Genomic DNA, 19866 nt, shown 5'->3' with positions numbered 1-19866 from the left:
TCGGCGGCGCCCTGGTGCCCCTTCTGCGTAATTACTGCTTACGAGTGAACGTATCCCGTGATATGGGACAGGAATCCCATATTCCACAGGATGAGCCGTATCGGGCATACGTTCGGCTTTCGCACCGGCGGACCGGACTGTCGGACCGCCCCTATACGGTGACGCCATGGCTGCCCGTACGAAATCCGCGAAGGACCGGCCGTCCTACCGCTGCACCGAATGCGGCTGGACGACCGCCAAGTGGCTCGGCCGTTGCCCCGAGTGCCAGGCCTGGGGGACGGTCGAGGAGTTCGGCGGCGCTCCCGCCGTCCGCACCACCGCGGCCGGCCGGGTCTCCACCGCCGCCCTGCCGATCGGCCAGGTGGACAGCCGGCAGGCCACGGCCCGCTCGACCGGTGTCGGCGAGCTGGACCGCGTCCTGGGCGGCGGGCTCGTGCCCGGCGCCGTCGTGCTGCTCGCGGGCGAGCCCGGCGTCGGCAAGTCGACCCTCCTGCTCGACGTGGCCGCCAAGGCGGCGAGCGACGAGCACCGCACCCTCTACGTCACGGCCGAGGAGTCCGCGAGCCAGGTGCGGATGCGGGCGGACCGGATCCGGGCGATCAACGACCATCTGTACCTGGCTGCCGAGACCGACCTGTCCGCCGTCCTCGGGCACCTGGACGCGGTCGAGCCGTCCCTGCTCGTCCTGGACTCCGTGCAGACCGTCGCCTCCCCGGAGATCGACGGGGCGCCCGGGGGCATGGCACAGGTCCGCGAGGTCGCGGGCGCGCTCATCCGGGCGTCGAAGGAGCGCGGCATGTCGACGCTCCTGGTCGGCCACGTCACCAAGGACGGCGCCATCGCCGGGCCGCGGTTGCTGGAGCACCTCGTCGACGTCGTGCTGTCCTTCGAGGGGGACCGGCACGCCCGCCTCCGGCTCGTGCGGGGCGTCAAGAACAGGTACGGCGCCACCGACGAGGTGGGCTGCTTCGAGCTGCACGACGAGGGCATCACCGGCCTCGCCGATCCCTCCGGGCTCTTCCTCACCCGCCGCGACGAGCCGGTCCCGGGCACCTGCCTGACCGTCACGCTGGAGGGCAAGCGTCCCCTCGTCGCCGAGGTGCAGGCGCTGACGGTGGATTCGCAGATTCCCTCCCCCCGGCGCACCACCTCGGGCCTGGAGACCTCCCGGGTCTCGATGATGCTCGCCGTCCTGGAACAACGGGGCCGGATCAGCGCGCTCGGCAAGCGGGACATCTACAGCGCGACGGTGGGGGGCGTGAAGCTCACCGAGCCCGCCGCGGACCTGGCCATCGCGCTTGCGCTGGCCAGTGCGGCCAGCGACACACCCCTGCCGAAGAATCTCGTCGCGATCGGCGAAGTGGGCCTGGCGGGCGAGGTCAGGAGGGTGACGGGGGTCCAGCGGAGACTGGCCGAGGCCCACCGTCTCGGGTTCAAGCACGCCCTCGTCCCGAGGGACCCGGGACAGGTACCGTCCGGTATGAAAGTCACGGAAGTCGCCGACATGGGCGACGCCCTCAGAGTCCTGCCCCGCCGGTCTCGCCCGGACGGACCACAGGAGGACGGCGCACGCCGGTAGACTTTGCCCTGGTCTCGCCCGCCCGTACACACGGTATGAGGGACGTAAGGGCACCGCAAACCTGTGACCGGAGGAGTGCAGTGGCAGCCAACGACCGGGCAACCTCGCCCGGAAAGTCCGGCCAAGGCACCGGTAACGAGGCGTTGATGCGCGCCTCGTTGAGCGCGGTCGCGCCCGGAATGGCCCTCCGCGACGGCCTGGAGCGCATCCTCCGCGGCAACACCGGCGGGCTGATCGTCCTCGGCATGGACAAGACGGTGGAATCCATGTGCACCGGCGGTTTCGTGCTGGACGTGGAGTTCACCGCGACGCGGTTGCGCGAGCTGTGCAAGCTGGACGGCGCGCTGATCCTCGACAAGGACATGACCAAGATCCTGCGGGCCGGCGTACAGCTGGTCCCGGACGCCTCCATCCCCACCGAGGAGACGGGCACCCGCCACCGCACGGCCGACCGCGTATCCAAGGCGTGCGGCTTCCCGGTCGTCTCGGTCTCCCAGTCGATGCGTCTCATCGCCCTGTACGTGGACGGGGAGCGCCGGGTCCTGGAGGAGTCCTCCGCGATCCTGTCCCGCGCCAACCAGGCGCTCGCGACGCTGGAGCGGTACAAGCTCCGTCTGGACGAGGTCGCCGGGACCCTCTCCGCCCTGGAGATCGAGGACCTGGTGACCGTCCGGGACGTGACGGCGGTCGCGCAGCGGCTGGAGATGGTGCGCCGGATCGCCACGGAGATCGCCGAGTACGTCGTGGAGCTGGGCACCGACGGCAGGCTCCTCTCGCTCCAGCTGGACGAACTGATCGCGGGCGTGGAGCCCGAGCGGGAGCTGGTCGTGCGCGACTACGTCCCCGAGCCGACCGCGAAGCGGTCCCGTACGGTCGCGGAGGCGCTGACCGAGCTGGACACGCTCACGCATACGGAACTGCTCGAACTCCCGGTGGTCGCACGGGCGCTGGGCTACAGCGGCTCCCCGGAGACGCTGGACTCGGCGGTGTCGCCGCGGGGATACCGGCTGCTGGCGAAGGTGCCCCGGCTGCCCGGGGCCATCATCGAGCGTCTGGTGGAGCACTTCGGCGGCCTGCAGAAGCTGCTCGCCGCCAGCGTGGACGACCTCCAGACCGTGGACGGCGTCGGCGAGGCCAGGGCCCGGAGCGTGCGCGAGGGTCTCTCGCGGCTCGCCGAGTCGTCGATCCTCGAGCGGTACGTCTAGGAATCCCCGCCGCATCGGGCCGGGGCGGGACCGGAGCCACCCGGCGGCCGCGTGTCCACCCTGCGCACCGGACGGTGTCCCGCGCCGCCGGACACGGGCCTCGGCCACCGGCCGTGGTCCCGCTCACCGGACGACCCGCGCGCTGACGCCGACCGGTCCGTCCCGGTATCCCGGGGCCGAGCTCCCGTCCGGTGGCAGCCCTTTGCTCCCGGTGTCAGGACGTGACGCGCTCGGTGTCGGTGCTCGATGCGCCCGGTGTCAGTCCCTGGCGAGGACGAACGACACGCGCCGGAGCGGTTCGCCGGGGACCTGTGCCTCCAGGAGGTACGTGCCCGGCGACGCCTTCGCCACAGCCGGGGTCGCGCACTTCGGAGTGCTCGTCCTGCGGTCCCACGTCACGGTGTGGACGACCGTCGCACCCGCCGGGATCTTCAGGAACACCGGTCCGGCCGCCGCCGGGCAGTCCTCGGAGGACCACACCTGCTCGTCCTCACCTCCGGCCTCGGTGACCGTCAGCACCGCGCTCTTCGGGCCGAAGTCGGCCTTGCAGTCGGTGGCCGAGGTGTTCCGCACGGTCAGCCGGAACTCGGGCTTGTCGTCGGGGCCGTAACTGTTGTCCGTCCGGAGGCCCAACTGAAGTGCGGAGGCAGCGCAGTTCGGGAGGGCCGAGCCGGCCGGCACCTGCACGGCCGGCGTTCCGGTTCCGGTTCCGCCCGCGACTGATCCCGCTGAGCCCGCGCCCGCCGCGGTGGAGCCGCCCGCTCCCGTCGTACCGGAGCCTGCCGCGCTCCCCGCTCCGGTGCCGCCGTCGCCACCTCCGGCACCCGGGTCCGTACCGGCGCCGCCACCACCGGAATCCCCCGACTCGTCGCGCCCGCCGGGCGGTTGGCCGACGACCGGACCGGAGCTGGAGGGACCGGGGGTGATGGAGGGGGCGGGACCCGAGTCGCCCGACTTCGCGTCGTCCTTCCTCCGGTCACCGCCGGCCGAGGTGACGGCCCACACGGTCACGGCCGCGAGCAGCGCGATCACCAGCACGGCTACTGCCCTCCGTCGCCAGTAGATGCTGGAGGGAAGTGGCCCGACCGGATTGCGCATAGATCCCACGGTCAGAACTCTACGAGAGTTCGGGGCCAACTCCGGTCCCCAACCGCCGCTCTGATCGACAAGTTTTCCGGATCATCATCACGGCGCGGCCGTTCACTTCACTTCCGTCCGCTTTGCCCCACTCAGGCCCTGCCGGTCCGCCGCCGAGGGGTCAGAACGGGTGGCGTTATCACCCCGTGAGCCCTCCGCAGGGCCGACACCTCCGCGGCCGTGCCCGATGTCCCGTCTTCCGTGCCAGGATCGTAGGTGCGATGACTGCCACGACTGCGACACACACGCCCCCCGCCTCCCTCCACGACCCCGTCATCGGGTGGTTCGAGCAGCACGCCCGCGATCTGCCCTGGCGCCGCCCCGAAGCGGGCGCCTGGGGCGTGATGGTGAGCGAGTTCATGCTGCAGCAGACACCCGTCAGCCGGGTCCTGCCGGTCTACGAACAGTGGATGGCCCGCTGGCCACGCCCCGCCGACCTCGCCGCCGACGCGCCGGGCGAAGCGGTCCGCGCCTGGGGCCGGCTCGGTTACCCCCGCCGCGCGCTGCGCCTGCACGGGGCCGCGCAGGCGATAACGGAACGGCACGGCGGCGACGTACCGCGCGAGCACGGTCAGCTGCTCGCTCTGCCCGGGATCGGCGAGTACACGGCGGCGGCGGTGGCCTCGTTCGCGTACGGGCAGCGCCACGCCGTCCTGGACACGAACGTCCGCCGGGTCTTCGCCCGGGCCGCCTCCGGCATCCAGTACCCGCCCAACGCGACCACGGCGGCCGAGCGCAAGCTCGCCCGTGCCCTGCTCCCCGAGGAGGAGGAACGCGCGGCCCGGTGGGCGGCCGCCACGATGGAGCTCGGCGCGCTCGTCTGCACCGCGAAGAACGAGGACTGCACCCGCTGCCCGATCTCCGGGCAGTGCGCCTGGCGGCTGGCCGGGAAGCCCGCCCACCAGGGGCCCGCGCGCCGCGGACAGACGTACGCCGGTACGGACCGGCAGGTGCGCGGTCGCCTGCTCTCCGTTCTGCGCGACTCCGTCGTTCCCGTGCCGCAGTCGGCGCTGGACGCGGTGTGGGAGGAGCCCGTGCAGCGGGCCCGCGCCCTGGACGGGCTGGTCGCCGACGGCCTGGTCGAGCCGCTGGCGAACGGCCGGTACCGGCTCCCCCTGACCTGAGGCGGCACCTCCCGGCGGACCGGGCTGTCCAGCGGCTGTTACACAACCGATGGACAGCCGTGCGTCCGTGTACGGCTGCTCCGCACACCCTCGTGACAAGCCCTCCGTAACGTCGTCGACGCCGGCGACCGGACCACCTGCCGGCAGCGCGACCACGGGGATTTCACGGTGACGGAGGCGGTTGTGGCGGAGCAGGGCCAAGTGCTCGCATTCGAGGACTACGTACGCAGCAGGCAGGACGCACTCCTGCGCAGTGCCCGCCGGCTCGTCCCCGATCCCGTGGACGCGCAGGACCTGTTGCAGACCGCCCTGGCGCGTACCTACCGCCGCTGGGACGGCATCGCCGACAAGTCCCTCGCCGACGCCTATCTGCGCCGCGTCATGATCAACACGCGTACGGAGTGGTGGCGGGCCCGCAAGCTCGACGAGGTCCCCACCGAGCAGCTCCCGGACGCGAGCATCGACGACGGCTCGGAGCAGCGCGCCGACCGCGCCCTGCTCATGGACGTCCTGGGCGTCCTGGCTCCGAAGCAGCGCAGTGTCGTCGTGCTGCGACACTGGGAGCAGATGAGCACGGAGGAGACGGCCGCGGCGCTCGGCATGTCGGCGGGTACGGTGAAGAGCACGCTGCACCGCGCGCTGGCGCGGCTGCGCCTGGAACTGGAGGACCGTGCCGCCCGGAGCCGCGAGGCCGAGCGGACACCGGCGCCGCTTCCGGCACGGATCCCGGCGCAGCGGAAGAGGCGCCATGACGAGCGGGAGCGGGAGCGGTGCACGGCCTGACGGGCAGCGGTGACGGCACGGACGGTTCGGCGGCCGTCAGAAGCGGCGGACGCCGGGCCGGCCTGGCGGCGGGCGGCACGGCGATCGCCGGGCTCGCCGCCTTCGGGCTGTTCTGCGCCGGCTGCTCGACCGGTGGTACGGGCACCCGGGACGAGGGACCGGCGGCCGGCCAGCCGGCCGTCCGGGTCACCTCCTCCCACACGGTGCCGTCCGGAACGACGAAGCCGTCCCCGAAGATCAACGCCGTGAAGCTCGTCAAGGGCGACCCGAAGGTCAGCCGGCAGCTCAGGGACGGTCTGAAGCCCTGCACGGGGGACGAGTACCCGGTCGACACCTCGTACGGATCGCTCACCGACGGGCCGACGGCCGATGTCGTGGTCAACGTGATGACCTGCGGTGATTCGGTCGGAGTCGGTACCTACGTCTACCGGGAGGGCCGGGACGGCTCGTACAAGAACGTCTTCAGCGCGGAGATCCCGGCGGTGTACGGCACCATCGACCGGGGTGACCTGGTGGTGACCACGCAGGTGTACGGCTCGAAGGACGCGGTGGCCTACCCCTCCGGCGAGGACGTGATCACGTACCACTGGGCGGCCGGCCGGTTCACCGAGACCGACCGGGTGCACAACGACTTCAACCGTGCCGTGGGCGCCGGGGAGGGCGCCGTTCCCGGGCCGGAGAAGACGCAGAACTAGGGCGTCTTCCGGAAACAGCGCCGTCCCCCGCCGGGCGGACGGCGCCGACCGGGCGCCGAAACACGACACAGGACCAGCCGGAGAACTGAGAGCCGCACGTATGGCCGAGACCCACGTCCTCTTCGTCGAGGACGACGACGTCATCCGCGAGGCCACCCAGCTCGCACTGGAGCGGGTGGGCTTCACGGTCACCGCGATGCCCGACGGCCTGCAGGGCCTGGAGGCCTTCCGGGCGGACCGGCCGGACATCGCCCTGCTCGACGTGATGGTGCCCGGCCTGGACGGGGTGAGCCTGTGCCGCCGCATACGCGACGAGTCCACCGTTCCCGTGATCATGCTGTCGGCCCGGGCCGACTCCATCGACGTCGTACTCGGCCTGGAGGCCGGGGCCGACGACTACGTCACCAAGCCGTTCGACGGAGCGGTGCTCGTCGCCCGCATCCGCGCCGTACTGCGCCGCTTCGGCCACGCCTCGGGACAGGCGGGCCAACCCCGCACGGTGTCCGGCGGGGCACCGGACGAGACCGGCGGGGTGCTGGTCTTCGGCGACCTGCGGATCGACACCGAGGGCATGGAGGTCCGCAGAGGAGGTGCCCAGGTGGGCCTGACGCCGACCGAGATGCGGCTCCTGCTGGAGTTCTCCTCGGCGCCCGGCACCGTGCTCTCCCGGGACAGGCTCCTGGAACGGGTCTGGGACTACGGCTGGGGAGGGGACACCCGGGTCGTCGACGTCCACGTCCAGCGGCTGCGGGCCAAGATCGGCCAGGACCGGATCGAGACGGTCCGCGGCTTCGGCTACAAACTCCGCGCATGAAGCGGCTGGCCTTGCGGACCGGGGTCCGCTGGAAGATAAGCATCGCGATCGCCGCCGTCGGTGCGCTCATCGCCGTGGCACTGAGCCTCGTGGTCCACAACGCCGCCCGCGTCTCGATGCTGGACAACGCCCGCGAGGTCCAACTGGAGCGGCTGCTGTTCGCCCAGCGGCTGTACGAGGCGTCGAGCACCCTCAAGCCGGCCCCCAAATTCGGTGCCAAGCTCAACGACCCGGCCCTGCCGCCGAGCCTGCGCGCACAGATGCGGCAGAACAGGCGTGCCACCCACGTCGACGAGTACGCGGGCGGGGTGCCCGACGTCTGGGCGGCCGTACCGCTGGCCAACGGCGACGTCCTGTCCCTGCACACCCCGTTCGCCGACCGGAGCGCCACGATCACGGGCGACCTCGACCGGGCTCTGATCATCGGCTCCGTCTCCGTCGTGTTCGGCGGTTGCGCCCTGGGGGTCCTGATCGGCGGCCAGCTGTCCCGCCGGCTGCGCAAGGCCGCGGCGGCGGCCGGCAAGGTCGCCCAGGGCAATACGGACGTACGGGTACGGGACGCCGTCGGCGGCGTCGTCCGGGACGAGACGGACGAGCTGGCGCGGGCCGTCGACGCACTCACGGACGCGCTGAACGAGCGGATCGAGGCCGAGCGCCGGGTGACCGCGGACATCGCCCACGAACTGCGCACCCCGGTGACGGGGCTGCTCACCGCAGCCGAGCTGCTGCCCCCCGGACGGCCCACGGAACTCGTACGGGACCGGGCACAGGCGATGCGCACCCTGGTCGAGGACGTGCTCGAGGTGGCCAGGCTGGACAGTGCCTCGGAGCGGGCCGAGCTGCAGGAGCTGCCGCTGGGCGAGTTCGTCAGCCGGCGGATCGCGGCGCTGGATCCGGGGATCACGGTACGGGTGGTCCACGAGTCGTGGGTCTCCACGGATCCCCGGCGCCTGGAGCGCATCCTGGGCAATCTGCTCGGCAACGCCGCCAAGCACGGGGCCGGTCCGGTCGAGGTCACGGTCGAGGGCCGGGTCGTGCGGATACGCGATCACGGGCCCGGTTTCCCGGAGTCGCTGCTGCGGGAGGGGCCGAGCCGGTTCCGTACGGGAAGCAGCGACCGGGCCGGGCACGGTCACGGCCTGGGGCTGACCATCGCCGCCGGCCAGGCACGGGTCCTGGGCGCCCGGCTGACCTTCCGCAACGCGGCTCCGGCCGGGGCCGCGGAGGGTACGGGCGGGGCGGTCGCCGTGCTCTGGCTGCCCGAGCACGCGCCGACGAACACGGGGAGCTTCCCCGTCCTGCGGGAGGGGATGGACGGCTGAGGCGCTGACCGGCGGGCCACGGGGTGAGGGGGCGTGCGGCGGCCGGCCGACACGGTTCGCGAGCCCCGTCACGGCACCCGGCACCCGGCACCCGGCACCCGGCACCCGGCACCCGGCACCCGGCACATACTCCCGGTTTCCGGCTCATCGCGTCCGGGAGAGGGCATGGGTGCGGAAACGGAAGGGGCCCCGGAGGCTTCGTCCGCCTCCGGGGCCCCTCTTCCGCCGTGGGCGTGGACGCCCGGTCCGTACGCCTGCTCAGACGGCCTGAGCCTCCTTGGCATCCGCGGCCTGCGGCTGTGCCGTACCGGCGCCGTCGTCGGAGGCCGCCTCCGGCTTCGCGCCGCCCCGGAGCGGTACCTCCTTGACGAAGAGCGACGCCAGCAGGGCGATCACCGCGACCGAGCCGCCCACCAGGAAGGCCAGGTGGGTGCCGGAGGCCACCGCGTACTCGTACGCCTCGCGCATCGCGCGCGGTAGCTTCGCCAGGCTCGCGGCGTCCAGCTGGGCGGAGTTCGCCGTGGCTCCCCCGCCTCCGCGTGCCGTCATCTCGTCCTGCACCCGGCCGGTGAACAGGGCGCCCATGATCGCGACTCCGAAGGAGCTGCCGAGTGTCCGGAAGAGCGTGGTCGTGGACGAGGCGACACCCATGTCCTTGAGCTCGACACTGTTCTGGGCGACCAGCATCGTGATCTGCATCAGGAAGCCCATGCCCGCGCCGAGCACGGCCATGTAGACACCGGAGGTGAAGCGCGTGGTAGCGGTGTCCATCGTGGCCAGGAGGAACAGGCCCGCGATCATCAGGACGCTGCCCACGATCGGGAAGATCTTGTACTTGCCGGTGCTGGTGGTGATCCGGCCGGCGATCAGCGAGACGACCATCATGGCGAGCAGCATCGGCAGGAGCAGCAGTCCGGAGTTGGTCGCGGACGCTCCCTGGACCGACTGCTGGAAGAGCGGCAGGAAGAGCACCGCGCCGAACATCACGAAGCCCGCCATGAAGCCGACCACGGACATGAGGGTGAAGTTGCGGCTGCGGAAGATGTGCAGCGGCATGATCGGCTCGACGGCCCTCGTCTCGACGAAGAGGAAGCCTACGAGGGAGGCCACGCCGAGGGCGACGAGCTCCATGATCACGGCCGAGTCCCACGCGTACTCCGTGCCGCCCCAGGTGGTGACCAGCACGATCGCGGTGATGCCGACGGTGAGCAGTACGGCGCCCAGATAGTCGACCTTCGCCTTCCTGCGCTCCTTGCGGGGCAGGTGCAGCACCACGGTGACCATGGCCAGTGCGACCGCGCCGAGCGGCAGGTTGATGTAGAAGCTCCAGCGCCAGCCCAGGTGGTCGGTGATGGTGCCGCCGACCAGCGGTCCGCCGATCATGGCGATGGCCATCACACCGGCCATCATGCCCTGGTACTTCCCCCGCTCGCGGGGCGGGACCAGGTCACCGATGATCGCCATGACGCCCACCATGAGGCCGCCGGCGCCGAGTCCCTGGACGGCACGGAAACCGATCAGCTGGCTCATGTCCTGAGCCATTCCGCTCAGCACCGAACCGATCAGGAAGATCACGATGGACGTGAGGAAGATGCCCTTGCGTCCGTACATGTCGCCGAGCTTGCCCCAGATGGGGGTGGAGGCGGCGGTGGCCAGGGTGTAGGCGGTGACCACCCAGGACAGATGCTCCATACCGCCCAGATCGCCGACGATGGTGGGCATCGCGGTACCGACGATCAGGTTGTCGAGCATGGCCAGCAGCATCGCGATCATCAGCGCGAGGACCACCACCCGGACGCTGCGTTCCTGTGGTTCCGGTTCCCCGCCCGCCGTCGCTTTCGTCAGTTCCGTCATGCCGTCCGCTCCCCTGGTCCCCTGCTACTCGTTCCGCCCCCGGACCGACACTTACTTGCCGTCCGGCTAGTTGGCTACACTGAGGAAAGTAGACCCGTACTAGCCGGGCGTCAAGTAAGTTCTTGGGAGAGTCGCATGGGCCGCACGCCGCAGCCGCGCCGGGGCAACACCCGCCAGCGCATTCAGGACGTCGCCCTGGAGCTCTTCGCCGAGCGGGGGTACGAGAAGACCTCGCTCCGCGAGATCGCAGAGCACCTGGAGGTCACCAAGGCGGCGCTGTACTACCACTTCAAGACCAAGGAAGACATCCTCAACAGCATCTTCGAGGACCTGAACCGGCCCATCGAGGATCTCCTCGAGTGGGGCAAGGAGCAGCCGCGCACCCTGGAGACGAAGAAGGAGATCCTGGTCCGCTACAGCGAGGCGCTCAGTGCGGCCGCCCCGCTCTTCCGTTTCATGCAGGAGAACCAGGCGACGGTCCGCGACCTGAGCATCGGCCACACCATCAAGCACCGCGCCATCGCACTGGTGGACCTGCTCAAGGAACCCGACGCCCCCCTCACGGACCAGGTCCGCTGCTTCACGGCCCTGTTCGCCATGCACGCCGGGATGCTCGCCCTCAAGGACGCCGAAGGCGACCCCGAGGAGAAGCGCAAGGCTGCTCTCGAGGTCGCCGTCGAGCTGGTGACCCGTGCCCACGATCAGGACCCTGCCGGGCCTGCCACGTAGGGCGGACGCCGGACGCGTCAGATGGAGACGTGCACGGAGTTCAGGAACGAGACCGGGTTGATCGCCGAACCGTAGTTCGGGGTCGTGCGGATCTCGAAGTGCAGGTGCGGGCCACTGGAGTTCCCGGTGTTGCCGGACAGGCCGATCCGCTCGCCCGTCTTCACGTGGTCACCGATCTTCACCTGGATCTTCGACAGGTGGGCGTACTGCGAGTACTTGCCGTTGGAGTGCTTGATCACGATGGCGTTGCCGTACGCGGGACCGTCGCCGCCTCCGTTCGGGCCGGCCTTGACGACCGTGCCGGAGTGCGCGGCCTCGACCTTGGTGCCGATCGGGACGGCGAAGTCCTGACCGGAGTGCTTGTGGGCCCAGCGGGAACCGCCGGTGCCGTAGGTGGCGCTCAGCACGTACTTCTCGACCGGCGCCTCCCAGGAGGCGGCCTTCTTCTTAGCGGCGTCGGCCTTCTTCTTGGCGTCGGCCTTCTTCTTCTCGGCCGTGTCCGCCGACGCCTTCTTGGCGGCGGCAGCGGCCTTGCTCTGGGCGTTCGCCTGCTGGGCGACGGAGTCGGCAGTGACGGAACCGGCGAGGGCCGCGGTGCCCGCGGTACCCGTCGTGCCGGACGCGAACGCAGCGCCCGCGCCGAACACCATCGACACACCCAGGCCTGCGGCCACGACGGCACCGCTCACACGGGGCATGGACGGGCGGCGGGAAGGCTGGAACGTAACGCGCTTCGACATGCGGGGAGAACCTCCGGGGTGACTGGACCCGGCGCTCCGGCCGGGCTTGCTCCACCTTGGTAACCCGCACCCCCGGAAACACTCAAACACCCCATCTACGATGAAAAGCCGTAGAAGGTGCCACGGGAATGCGCCGCAGCAGCCACGCGAAACCTGCGCCGAACACGGTCGCACCAGGCTCCTCGAACCAGGTACACCCTCAGACGAAAGGCCACCTTAAGGGGTACTGGGGGAACAGTGCGCACCTTTTCGGACAGATACTCCCGAAGCGGACGCATCCTCCTGGGCTAGGTCACGCGCTGGACCATTGAACGATCAAGGATTTTTCTCCTATGCGCGCTAGTAGGCCCGAAATCGCCTGTGCGCCTTGTCACCGCCGGTAGGTCCGAAGGCTGTCCGTTTCGGGACCTTCGGCCCCAGGAGCCGACCGCACAGGCGGACCTCCCTCAGCGGGTACGGGTGTGGGTGGCCGACGCGGACAGGGTGTTGCAGGGCCCACGCCCCTCGGGGCCTCACGCCCACGTTCGGACCGCGTCCCCCGAGCCTTCAGCCCGCACCGCCGGGACCCCGGTGTTCTCCCCTTCTCCCGCCCGCGTCCGGGCCCGGGCCGTTCTCCGGGCACCAGGGCGGTTTGGAGGTGCCGGCCCCACGCGCACCGCAGTGCCGACCGGCTGTCCCCGGCTGTCCGGGTACGCGTCAGGGGGTCGGGGCCCACGCCTCAAGAGCCCCGGGCCCGCACCGGGACGGGCGCACCTCATAGCCGCGCACCGGGCCCCGCAAGGCCGGCTCAGGCCTGTCGGGCCACGCGCCGCTGTTGACCCGCCCAGGCCCAGGCCACGCCCGGGCCCCACACCTTGGGGCGCCTCCGGAAACCCGACCTCGGCCCCCAGGCGCGCGCCGGGGCGGCGAACCCGTAGCCGTGCACCGGACCCCCGCAAGGGGGGCTCGGCCCTGCCGATCCCCACCGGTAGGGCGCCTGAAGGGCGCACGGACGAGGACGAGCAGCAACGCGAGGCCGCGCGTCCGGGAATCCGACCTCGGTCCCCCGGGCGCGCGTCCGGCAGCGCCACCACGGGCCACCCACCGGGCACCCCCACGGGCAGCCCACCTGCTGCCTCACGCGCCACCGTGGCCGCCCGGAAAGCCGGACAGGCGAGGAGCAGGCCGGACGGGCGAGGACGAGCAGCAGCGCGAGGCGCGTAGCAGGCACCGCGTACGTCGTACCTCGTGCCTCGTCGCCGGCGGTCGGGAGTTCCTCAGCTCTTGTGTGGCCGGGTGGCGCTGCGCGCAGAGCCGTTCGGCTCGACGGGCACGGCCCTCGGACGGTGACGCGGGCCGGACCGCCGAACGTCGCCTCTCGGGCTTGCCCACGCCGTATCAAGGCAGCGGCGGGCGGAGAAGGCACTGGAGCCCCGCTTCACCCGCCGGAGCCCGGCCCTCCCACCGTCGACCCACTCCCACCGCCCGCCCGGCCTACGCCCGGCGTAACCGGCGGATGGGCGGATGGGCGGATGGGCACACCGGCGCACGGTGACTGGGCGGACCGCCCCGAGGCAGGGCGGGCCGGCCGGCTCCGCTGGGCACGGCACGCCAGGCCCACGGGAAAAGGGGCTGCCCCGGACCGTGACCGGTCCGGGGCAGCCCCTTCGACGCTCAGGCGCTACGGCGCGCCTTACGCTTCCTTCGACAGGTTCGGGCCGCCGCCCGCAGCCTGCTCGATCGGCGGGACGTCGGGCAGTGCCGACTTCTCCTCACCGCGGAACGAGAACTTCTTCTCGTCGCCCTCGCCCTCCGTACCCACGACCACGATGTGACCGGGGCGCAGCTCGCCGAAGAGAATCTTCTCGGAGAGGATGTCCTCGATCTCGCGCTGGATCGTCCGACGCAGCGGCCGGGCGCCCATCACGGGGTCGTAGCCCTTCTTCGCGAGGAGCGACTTGGCCTCGGCGCTGAGCTCGATGCCCATGTCGCGGTCCTTGAGACGCTCGTCCACCTTGTCGATCATGAGGTCGACGATCTGGATGATGTCTTCCTCGGTGAGCTGGTGGAAGACGACCGTGTCGTCGACACGGTTGAGGAACTCGGGCCGGAAGTGCTGCTTCAGCTCTTCGTTGACCTTGACCTTCATCCGCTCGTAGTTCGTCTTCACGTCACCCTGGGCGGCGAAGCCCAGGTTGAAGCCCTTGGAGATGTCCCGGGTCCCGAGGTTGGTCGTCATGATGATGACCGTGTTCTTGAAGTCCACGACCCGGCCCTGGGAGTCGGTCAGGCGACCGTCCTCCAGAATCTGGAGCAGGGAATTGAAGATGTCGGGGTGGGCCTTCTCGACCTCGTCGAAGAGAACGACGGAGAACGGCTTGCGGCGCACCTTCTCGGTGAGCTGGCCGCCCTCTTCGTAGCCCACGTAGCCGGGAGGCGATCCGAAGAGGCGGGAAACCGTGTGCTTCTCGCTGAACTCCGACATGTCGAGGGAGATCAGCGCGTCCTCGTCGCCGAAAAGGAATTCGGCGAGCGTCTTGGAGAGCTCCGTCTTACCGACACCGGACGGGCCGGCGAAGATGAACGAACCACCGGGGCGCTTCGGGTCCTTCAGACCGGCTCGCGTACGGCGGATCGCCTGCGAGAGGGCCTTGATGGCGTCCTTCTGCCCGATGACGCGCTTGTGGAGCTCGTCCTCCATGCGCAGCAGACGCGAGGACTCCTCCTCCGTCAGCTTGAAGACCGGGATACCGGTGGCCGTGGCGAGGACTTCGGCGATGAGCTCGCCGTCGACCTCGGCGACGACGTCCATGTCGCCGGCCTTCCACTCCTTCTCCCGCTTGGCCTTCGCCGCCAGCAGCTGCTTCTCCTTGTCCCGGAGCGACGCCGCCTTCTCGAAGTCCTGGGAGTCGATCGCCGACTCCTTGTCGCGGCGGACACCCGCGATCTTCTCGTCGAACTCGCGGAGGTCCGGCGGCGCGGTCATCCGGCGGATGCGCATCCGGGAACCGGCCTCGTCGATCAGGTCGATCGCCTTGTCCGGCAGGAAGCGGTCCGAGATGTACCGGTCGGCCAGGGTCGCGGCCTGGACCAGCGCCTCGTCCGTGATGGAGACCCGGTGGTGGGCCTCGTAACGGTCGCGCAGACCCTTGAGGATCTCGATGGTGTGCGGCAGCGACGGCTCCGCGACCTGGATGGGCTGGAAGCGGCGCTCGAGAGCGGCGTCCTTCTCCAGGTGCTTGCGGTACTCGTCGAGCGTCGTGGCACCGATGGTCTGGAGCTCGCCTCGCGCCAGCATGGGCTTGAGGATGCTCGCCGCGTCGATCGCGCCCTCGGCGGCACCCGCACCCACCAGGGTGTGGAGCTCGTCGATGAACAGGATGATGTCGCCGCGGGTGCGGATCTCCTTGAGGACCTTCTTCAGGCGCTCCTCGAAGTCACCGCGGTAGCGGGAACCGGCGACGAGTGCGCCGAGGTCCAGCGTGTAGAGGTGCTTGTCCTTGAGCGTCTCGGGGACCTCGCCCTTGACGATGGCCTGGGCCAGGCCCTCGACGACCGCCGTCTTGCCGACGCCGGGCTCGCCGATGAGGACCGGGTTGTTCTTCGTACGGCGGGAGAGCACCTGCATGACCCGCTCGATCTCCTTCTCGCGCCCGATGACCGGGTCGAGCTTGGACTCACGAGCGGCCTGGGTGAGATTCCGGCCGAACTGGTCGAGCACCAGGGACGTGGAGGGCGTGCCCTCGGCGGGGCCGCCGGCGGTGGCCGCCTCCTTGCCTCCCGAGTACCCGGAGAGCAGCTGGATGACCTGCTGCCGCACCCGGTTCAGGTCGGCGCCCAGCTTCACGAGGACCTGGGCGGCGACGCCCTCGCCCTCACGGATCAGGCCGAGCAGGATGTGCTCCGTGCCGATGTAGTTGTGGCCGAGCTGAAGGGCCTCGCGGAGCGACAGCTCCAGGACCTTCTTCGCCCGGGGAGTGAAGGGGATGTGCCCGGACGGGGCCTGCTGGCCCTGACCGATGATCTCCTCCACCTGCTGGCGGACCGCCTCGAGCGAAATCCCGAGGCTCTCCAGGGCCTTAGCGGCGACACCCTCACCCTCGTGGATCAGGCCCAGGAGGATGTGCTCGGTGCCGATGTAGTTGTGGTTGAGCATCCGGGCTTCTTCCTGAGCCAGGACGACAACCCGCCGCGCGCGGTCGGTGAACCTCTCGAACATCGTTAATCGCTCCTCAGAGCGGTCAGGCAGTAAGGGGTCGGTCCCCTCCCTGTCCTTCCGCAGCTTAGTCCCGCAAGCAGGGACCGCTCATTTCAACTGCCGACACCCGCGATGGCCTCCTGCCCCGAACGCCGACAACTGCTCCAACCCGATCCTGCGAGACGATGTTCCCGCAGGCCAGGCAGATAGCCCTTTCGCCAGTACGCCGATGGCGAACGTGAGACGTTTTGCCTGCCGTGTCGCCCCTTCCCACTAGGGATGTCCTACCCGCACACCCCGACGGTCCATGCGGCGCACTACCGTTCCCTCCGCTACGGGCGAACAACCTAGCGCGGACGCACGCTCCTGTACGCCCCCATGACGGGGACGGTGGGCGACAGCGAGGCGACGGTGCGTAACCTCGCGGACGGTGCGGGGGTTCACCGTGCATGGCTCCCCTCGTCCCGCCTCCTCGCTCGTCGCCGGAATCCGACGACCGCGCGCAGTGGTACGCACGCGAGCTCGACTGGGCGACCGCGGGCGGGCCTCCCGCGATGCTGCTGACGGGAGTGCGCTTCGACGTGCTGGACCTGCCGGCGGAGGCCGGGCACGCGGCGCTGCGCCGCGTGGGGCGCACCGGCCCCGTGGCGTTGGACGGGCCACGGATGCGTCTCCTGGTGGCCGTCGGCAGCGCCGACGAGCTGCCCGGGCTGCTCGACTGGCTGGATTGGGGCGGCATCGCACTCGATCTGACCGTCATCGGCGCCGGCGGGCGCATGACCGCACCCGTGCCGCCCGGCGGTGCGGCCGCCCGGCCGGGGGCCGCGTTCTGGCTGCGGCCCCCCGCACCACGGCAGGAGGTGGAACCACTGCTCCCGGCCCTGGCCGGCCTCGGGAGCAGGGGTGGGGATACTCCCGATCTCGTACGGCTGCTGGACGCGGCGGCCACGGAGTGCCACCGGGCCCGGCTGACGCGCGCCCGGACGCACCTGCCGGCCGATCGCGCGGCAGATCAGCCGTTGGCCTTCTCGTAAGCCTCACGGATCTCGGCCGGGACACGGCCGCGGTCATTCACATTGTGGCCGTTCTCGCGCGCCCACTTACGGATCTCCGCAGTGTCCTTGTTGCCGCCGGAAACCGCGCGGCCCTTGCCACGGCCGGTCGCCGCGCGGCCACCGGTGCGACGGCCACTCCTGGTGTACGGCTCGAGAAGACCACGGAGCTTGTCCGCGTTGGTCGTGGTGAGGTCGATCTCGTAGGTCTTGCCGTCCAGAGCGAACGTCACGGTCTCGTCCGCCTCGCCACCGTCGAGGTCATCAACAAGAAGGACCTGAACCTTCTGTGCCACCGGATTTCCTTTCATCGAAAATGCAGTACGCGGAAAGGAAACCGCTTTTCCCCGGAAAACACAAACCCCCGGGAGAGGTTCGGGAGTGCAAGAACACGGGAAACATGCGCGATTCGGACATAGGGTTCGGGTACCTTCCACCCTTCACAGGTGCAGAAGCATCCGGCTGTTGCCCAAGGTGTTCGGCTTCACCCGTTCGAGACCCAGGAACTCCGCCACGCCCTCGTCATAGGAACGCAGCAGCTCGCTGTAGACATCTCCGTCGACGGGCGTCTCGCCGATCTCGGTGAAGCCGTGCTTCGCAAAGAAGTCGACTTCGAAGGTGAGACAGAAAACCCGCCGGACGCCGAGCCAGCGCGCGGTCTGCAAGAGCTTGTCCAGAACCTGATGGCCGACTCCCGCCCCCTTGATGCCGTGGTCGACGGCGAGAGTGCGCACTTCGGCGAGGTCTTCCCACATCACGTGCAGGGCGCCGCAGCCGATGACCCGGGCGTCCTCGTCGCGTTCGGCGACCCAGAACTCCTGGATGTCCTCGTAAAGAGTGACCGTCGCTTTGTCGAGCAGGATGCCTTCGGAGACGTACCCGTCAAGGAGATCGCGGACGGACGCCACGTCGCTGGTCCTGGCCCGCCGTACAGTGATGGCGGGCCTTTTTACCGACGGGTCGGTATGAAAATCTGTATCCAGCTCGGTATCCGGCTCGGTTTGCGGCAGCTCTGAGGACATACCCAGACGCTATCGCCCGGCCTCCGGTGGCGTCCCATCGGCCGGAGGGCCCCCGTGGGCCGGGTCCGGAGGCGGTTCAGGGAAGGTGGGTGCGACGATGCGCATCGCGTCCTGGAGAGCCTCACGCTGCTCGGCCGACATCATGCCGAAGAAGGCGACCAGCGCGGCAGCCGGGTTGTCACTGCGCGACCACGCTTCGTTCATCAGTGCGGCGGAGTACGCGGCACGGGTGGAGACAGCCGTATATCGATATGCCCGGCCGTCCACTTCCCGGCGGACCCAGCCCTTCTGATGGAGATTGTCCATTACCGTCATGACGGTCGTGTACGCGATGGACCGCTCCCGCTGAAGGTCCTCCAGGACTTCCCGCACGGTGACCGGACGGTTCCATTGCCAGACCCGTGTCATCACGGCGTCTTCCAGCTCTCCCAATTGGCGCGGCACAGCGTCACCTTAGTGCTAGATGTCCGGAATGATGCGCTTTCCGGACGGCAAAAGGGCGCACGGCTCCCGGGGAAGCCGTGCGCCCTTCGTACGTGGATCCGGTTCAGGCACCCCCGGGCCGCGGCGCCTGCCGCGCCGACTCCGCCCGGGCGATCGCCGCGTCCACGGCGGCGTCCTCCTTGGCCTTGTTCGGGCCGCCCTGGCTCTTGATGATCGTCACGACGAGACCGATGAAGAAGGCGGCCATCACCACGGGTGGCACGAGCGCGGATACGTAGTCCATGCCGTCCAGAGTAGCGAGTCCGGCATTCCGGCCCCGCCCGGCACCCCCAAGGGCTGTCCCGCGATTCCCGGCGGATCAGCGCGCGGCGTCGGATGCGGGGCATCGCACGGCGGAGGGACGTCCGCATACGGAATGCATGGGGACGTTCCGGCAACGCGGCGAGGTGCCGCAGCTGTCGTCGCGCGCCCGCGGTGAAGTGCGGGAAGCCCTCAGGACACGGCGCGCTCCTCGGGCGGGGGCGCGGGTGCGGGGCGGCGGCGGGGCGGGAAGACCTCGGACGGCTTGGGCATCGGACGCTCACCCGGGGTCGCAGGGCGACCCGGCGTCGCGGGCCTGGCCGGCTCCTTGGGGCGTTCGGGCTCCTTGGCCGCCGCGAGGCCGCCGGGCAGGGCCAGCAGCCGGCTGCGGGGCGCGGGCGCCGTCGCCGGAACGGCGCGGCCGGCCAGGCGTGCGCGCACCGAGCGTTCGGCCAGCACCTGGCAGCGCTCCAGGAGCGCCGCGGCGACCGGTCCGGCACGCAGGGCACGCAGGGCCGCGAGATCGTCGGGGCGGGGGTCGTAGCCGGCGGCGAGGGCGTCCTGGAGGAGCTCCAGATAGCCACTGAGCGATCCGGGGAGTGCTTCGCGGTAGCGGGCGAGGTCGGCGAGGAGGAACGCGCGCAGCCGTCCCGCCTCGCTCACCGCCTCGTCCACCGCGCCCGCGAGCCGCAGGCAGTCCTGGACATCCTCTTCCGGCAGGGGCGTGGGGTGGAGGGCATGGGCGAGAGCGCGTCGGAGCACCCGCAGCTCGTCCGCGCCGAACGCCATGCCGCCGCGTGATCCGTAGGGCGTGGGCATAGCGCAACAATACGTGCTAAATGGACAAAATCCGCTTAGCTGGTCACTCGGCGGCGCGCCGTTCCGTACC

The 19866-nt window shown here is 70.4% G+C and carries 18 protein-coding genes; 9 read left to right on the top strand and 9 right to left on the bottom strand.

Annotated features, from left to right (window positions below; genetic code table 11):
- Window positions 1–166 precede the first annotated feature (166 nt).
- Both radA and disA read left to right on the top strand, forming a co-directional pair.
- Window positions 167–1579 (top strand): DNA repair protein RadA, encoded by a 1413-nt coding sequence (gene radA, locus BA175_RS16230; RefSeq protein WP_069171977.1) that lies wholly within the window; start codon window positions 167–169, stop codon window positions 1577–1579.
- Window positions 1580–1659: 80 nt separating this feature from the next.
- A complete protein-coding gene (gene disA, locus BA175_RS16225) occupies window positions 1660–2784 on the top strand; it encodes a DNA integrity scanning diadenylate cyclase DisA (RefSeq protein WP_069171976.1) in 1125 nt (374 codons plus the stop codon).
- 258 nt (window positions 2785–3042) lie between these two features.
- On the opposite strand, the gene BA175_RS16220 is transcribed toward disA, so the two are convergent.
- A complete protein-coding gene (locus tag BA175_RS16220; RefSeq protein ID WP_217493223.1) occupies window positions 3043–3882 on the bottom strand; it encodes a hypothetical protein in 840 nt (279 codons plus the stop codon).
- A 260-nt stretch (window positions 3883–4142) separates the two neighbouring features.
- Between BA175_RS16220 and BA175_RS16215 the strand changes: the two genes are divergently transcribed.
- The 5 genes from BA175_RS16215 to cseC all read left to right on the top strand — a co-directional run bounded on the left by BA175_RS16215 (window position 4143) and on the right by cseC (window position 8659).
- Window positions 4143–5045 (top strand): A/G-specific adenine glycosylase, encoded by a 903-nt coding sequence (locus BA175_RS16215; protein ID WP_069171974.1) that lies wholly within the window; start codon window positions 4143–4145, stop codon window positions 5043–5045.
- A gap of 183 nt (window positions 5046–5228) precedes the next feature.
- Complete coding sequence (locus tag BA175_RS16210; protein ID WP_069171973.1) at window positions 5229–5828, top strand: SigE family RNA polymerase sigma factor; 600 nt, start codon at window positions 5229–5231, stop codon at window positions 5826–5828.
- The gene (locus tag BA175_RS16205; protein ID WP_069171972.1) at window positions 5816–6523 is read left to right on the top strand and encodes a hypothetical protein; all 708 of its coding nucleotides are present in this window, start codon (window positions 5816–5818) and stop codon (window positions 6521–6523) included. Before BA175_RS16210 ends, BA175_RS16205 begins: the two co-directional genes overlap by 13 nt.
- A gap of 100 nt (window positions 6524–6623) precedes the next feature.
- Complete coding sequence (gene cseB / locus BA175_RS16200) at window positions 6624–7337, top strand: two-component system response regulator CseB (protein ID WP_069171971.1); 714 nt, start codon at window positions 6624–6626, stop codon at window positions 7335–7337.
- On the top strand, window positions 7334–8659 hold the full coding sequence (cseC, locus tag BA175_RS16195) for a two-component system sensor histidine kinase CseC (RefSeq protein ID WP_069171970.1): 1326 nt from the start codon (window positions 7334–7336) through the stop codon (window positions 8657–8659). The genes cseB and cseC overlap by 4 nt, the downstream gene beginning before the upstream one ends.
- A 258-nt stretch (window positions 8660–8917) precedes the next feature.
- Here cseC and BA175_RS16190 read toward each other — a convergent pair whose 3' ends face one another.
- Window positions 8918–10513, bottom strand: coding sequence for an MDR family MFS transporter (locus tag BA175_RS16190; protein WP_069171969.1), 1596 nt, complete (start codon window positions 10511–10513; stop codon window positions 8918–8920).
- A 135-nt stretch (window positions 10514–10648) separates the two neighbouring features.
- Here BA175_RS16190 and BA175_RS16185 point away from each other — a divergent pair, with 135 nt between their 5' ends.
- Window positions 10649–11242 (top strand): TetR/AcrR family transcriptional regulator, encoded by a 594-nt coding sequence (locus BA175_RS16185; protein WP_069171968.1) that lies wholly within the window; start codon window positions 10649–10651, stop codon window positions 11240–11242.
- Between the two features lie 17 nt (window positions 11243–11259).
- Here the strand turns inward: BA175_RS16185 and BA175_RS16180 are convergent, their stop codons facing one another.
- Window positions 11260–11982 carry a M23 family metallopeptidase gene (locus tag BA175_RS16180; protein ID WP_069171967.1) on the bottom strand — a complete coding sequence of 241 codons (723 nt, stop codon included), beginning with the start codon at window positions 11980–11982 and terminating at the stop codon, window positions 11260–11262.
- 1672 nt (window positions 11983–13654) lie between these two features.
- Entirely contained in the window at window positions 13655–16180 is a 2526-nt protein-coding gene (locus BA175_RS16175) for an ATP-dependent Clp protease ATP-binding subunit (protein ID WP_069171966.1), read from the bottom strand.
- Window positions 16181–16608: 428 nt separating this feature from the next.
- Between BA175_RS16175 and BA175_RS16170 the strand changes: the two genes are divergently transcribed.
- On the top strand, window positions 16609–17193 hold the full coding sequence (locus tag BA175_RS16170; protein ID WP_069171965.1) for an SCO3374 family protein: 585 nt from the start codon (window positions 16609–16611) through the stop codon (window positions 17191–17193).
- On the opposite strand, the gene BA175_RS16165 is transcribed toward BA175_RS16170, so the two are convergent.
- The 5 genes from BA175_RS16165 to BA175_RS16145 all read right to left on the bottom strand — a co-directional run bounded on the left by BA175_RS16165 (window position 17172) and on the right by BA175_RS16145 (window position 19766).
- Window positions 17172–17507 (bottom strand): histone-like nucleoid-structuring protein Lsr2, encoded by a 336-nt coding sequence (locus tag BA175_RS16165; RefSeq protein WP_069171964.1) that lies wholly within the window; start codon window positions 17505–17507, stop codon window positions 17172–17174. The two genes, BA175_RS16170 and BA175_RS16165, sit on opposite strands and share 22 nt — an antisense overlap.
- Before the next feature lie 144 nt (window positions 17508–17651).
- On the bottom strand, window positions 17652–18233 hold the full coding sequence (locus BA175_RS16160) for an amino-acid N-acetyltransferase (RefSeq protein WP_302622492.1): 582 nt from the start codon (window positions 18231–18233) through the stop codon (window positions 17652–17654).
- Window positions 18234–18242: 9 nt separating this feature from the next.
- A complete protein-coding gene (locus BA175_RS16155) occupies window positions 18243–18677 on the bottom strand; it encodes a BlaI/MecI/CopY family transcriptional regulator (protein WP_069171962.1) in 435 nt (144 codons plus the stop codon).
- Between the two features lie 103 nt (window positions 18678–18780).
- Complete coding sequence (locus BA175_RS16150) at window positions 18781–18960, bottom strand: hypothetical protein (RefSeq protein ID WP_069171961.1); 180 nt, start codon at window positions 18958–18960, stop codon at window positions 18781–18783.
- 209 nt (window positions 18961–19169) lie between these two features.
- Complete coding sequence (locus BA175_RS16145) at window positions 19170–19766, bottom strand: hypothetical protein (RefSeq protein WP_069171960.1); 597 nt, start codon at window positions 19764–19766, stop codon at window positions 19170–19172.
- Between the last annotated feature and the right edge of the window lie 100 nt (window positions 19767–19866).

This window comes from Streptomyces griseus, from assembly GCF_001715295.1.
Taxonomy (GTDB): domain Bacteria; phylum Actinomycetota; class Actinomycetes; order Streptomycetales; family Streptomycetaceae; genus Streptomyces; species Streptomyces griseus_G.
Note: the sequence above shows the minus strand (reverse complement) of the source record. Positions and strands in the feature narration are given on the sequence as shown.

What these genes read in the sequence shown, in the direction of transcription:
- radA (WP_069171977.1), top strand. Translation starts at nt 167, where the DNA reads ATGGCTGCCCGTACGAAATCCGCGAAGGACCGGCCGTCCTACCGCTGC.
- BA175_RS16220 (WP_217493223.1), bottom strand. Translation starts at nt 3,882, where the DNA reads ATGCGCAATCCGGTCGGGCCACTTCCCTCCAGCATCTACTGGCGACGG.
- BA175_RS16215 (WP_069171974.1), top strand. Translation starts at nt 4,143, where the DNA reads ATGACTGCCACGACTGCGACACACACGCCCCCCGCCTCCCTCCACGAC.
- cseB (WP_069171971.1), top strand. Translation starts at nt 6,624, where the DNA reads ATGGCCGAGACCCACGTCCTCTTCGTCGAGGACGACGACGTCATCCGC.
- cseC (WP_069171970.1), top strand. Translation starts at nt 7,334, where the DNA reads ATGAAGCGGCTGGCCTTGCGGACCGGGGTCCGCTGGAAGATAAGCATC.
- BA175_RS16190 (WP_069171969.1), bottom strand. Translation starts at nt 10,513, where the DNA reads ATGACGGAACTGACGAAAGCGACGGCGGGCGGGGAACCGGAACCACAG.
- BA175_RS16185 (WP_069171968.1), top strand. Translation starts at nt 10,649, where the DNA reads ATGGGCCGCACGCCGCAGCCGCGCCGGGGCAACACCCGCCAGCGCATT.
- BA175_RS16180 (WP_069171967.1), bottom strand. Translation starts at nt 11,982, where the DNA reads ATGTCGAAGCGCGTTACGTTCCAGCCTTCCCGCCGCCCGTCCATGCCC.
- BA175_RS16175 (WP_069171966.1), bottom strand. Translation starts at nt 16,180, where the DNA reads ATGTTCGAGAGGTTCACCGACCGCGCGCGGCGGGTTGTCGTCCTGGCT.
- BA175_RS16170 (WP_069171965.1), top strand. Translation starts at nt 16,609, where the DNA reads ATGGCTCCCCTCGTCCCGCCTCCTCGCTCGTCGCCGGAATCCGACGAC.
- BA175_RS16160 (WP_302622492.1), bottom strand. Translation starts at nt 18,233, where the DNA reads ATGTCCTCAGAGCTGCCGCAAACCGAGCCGGATACCGAGCTGGATACA.
- BA175_RS16150 (WP_069171961.1), bottom strand. Translation starts at nt 18,960, where the DNA reads ATGGACTACGTATCCGCGCTCGTGCCACCCGTGGTGATGGCCGCCTTC.
- BA175_RS16145 (WP_069171960.1), bottom strand. Translation starts at nt 19,766, where the DNA reads ATGGCGTTCGGCGCGGACGAGCTGCGGGTGCTCCGACGCGCTCTCGCC.